Annotated in this window: 1 protein-coding gene; it reads right to left on the bottom strand. The window is 70.8% G+C overall.

The genetic code is table 11. From position 1 onward, the window contains the following. Positions 1–988 (bottom strand): glycoside hydrolase family 76 protein (locus tag JGS39_RS39710; protein ID WP_219574616.1); only part of this gene is annotated, 988 nt, incomplete at its 3' end. Positions 989–1,007 lie beyond the last annotated feature (19 nt).

Raw genomic sequence — 1,007 nt, 5'->3', positions numbered from 1 at the left:
GTCCGGGGTGCACCCCGGACAGGATCCGGAGGTTGTCGAAGTAGATCGCGTTGAAGATCGCCGGCTGGTCGTGCAGGCGCTCGCCCTGCTTCCAGTAGGCGAGCGAGCCGTCCGCGTCCTGCACGGCGCGCTTGAGATAGGAGCGGTCGCCGGTCACCTGGTAGAGCGTCGTCGCGGTCCCGATCATGGCCCCGGAGTTGTAGGTCCACAGGGTGGGGTCGACCGTTCCGTCGTCGCCGCGGCTGTTGCGGTAGAGGCCCGGGGACTCGCGCAGGCAGGACCAGTTCCACTCGTACCATTTCTGGGCGCTGGTCAGGTAGCGGCTCTTGTGCGTCTCCTGGTGGAGCCGGGCGGCGAGTTCCGCGGCGAGCCCCGTCACGTTGGCGGCGCGCATCGTGTTGGCCGGGGAGTCCACCCAGTCCATCCCGCCGGGGCACTCCTTGGCCGGGTCGTCGTCCCAGCCGCGGCTGACGATGTCGAAGGTCAGTTCCGCCCGGTGGAGATAGGTGGTGTTCCCGGTGGAGCGGTACTGGTCCAGCAGCGACAGGCCCACCACGGAGTTGTCGTCGTAGAAGACGTCGCCGCCCTGGCCGAGCGGTGCGGGGAGGTACGAGTCGTAGCCGGGGCGGCCGTTCCTGGGTTCGAAGTAGAGCTCCAGGGTGGCGAAGCGCTCGGCCGCGTCCGCCGTGTAGCGCTCGCCGTTGCCGGGGAGGCCGGCCATGTCGACCGTCGCGGCCGCCGCCTCGCGCATGGGCCAGAGGTAGGAGTGAGCGTTGTCGGCGCTCTGGCGCGGGGTCTTCTCCTGGTACAGGCCGTGGTTCTCCGCCCCCTGGTACAGATGTGTCTGGAGTGCGTCGTACGTGTGGACCGCGCGCTCCTTCCACGGGCCCGCTGCCGGCGGCGCGGCGGCAGCGGGCGTGGGAGCGAGGGCGGTGCACAGCAGCGGGGCGGCGGCCAGCGCGAGGGCGGTGCGGGCGGGGATCTTCACCGGGGTGTCTGCCTTTCGG

This window comes from Streptomyces poriferorum, assembly GCF_019399235.1.
GTDB classification, from domain to species: domain Bacteria; phylum Actinomycetota; class Actinomycetes; order Streptomycetales; family Streptomycetaceae; genus Streptomyces; species Streptomyces poriferorum.
The sequence above is the reverse complement of the archived record's forward strand: the minus strand, read 5'-3'. Positions and strand labels throughout refer to the sequence as shown.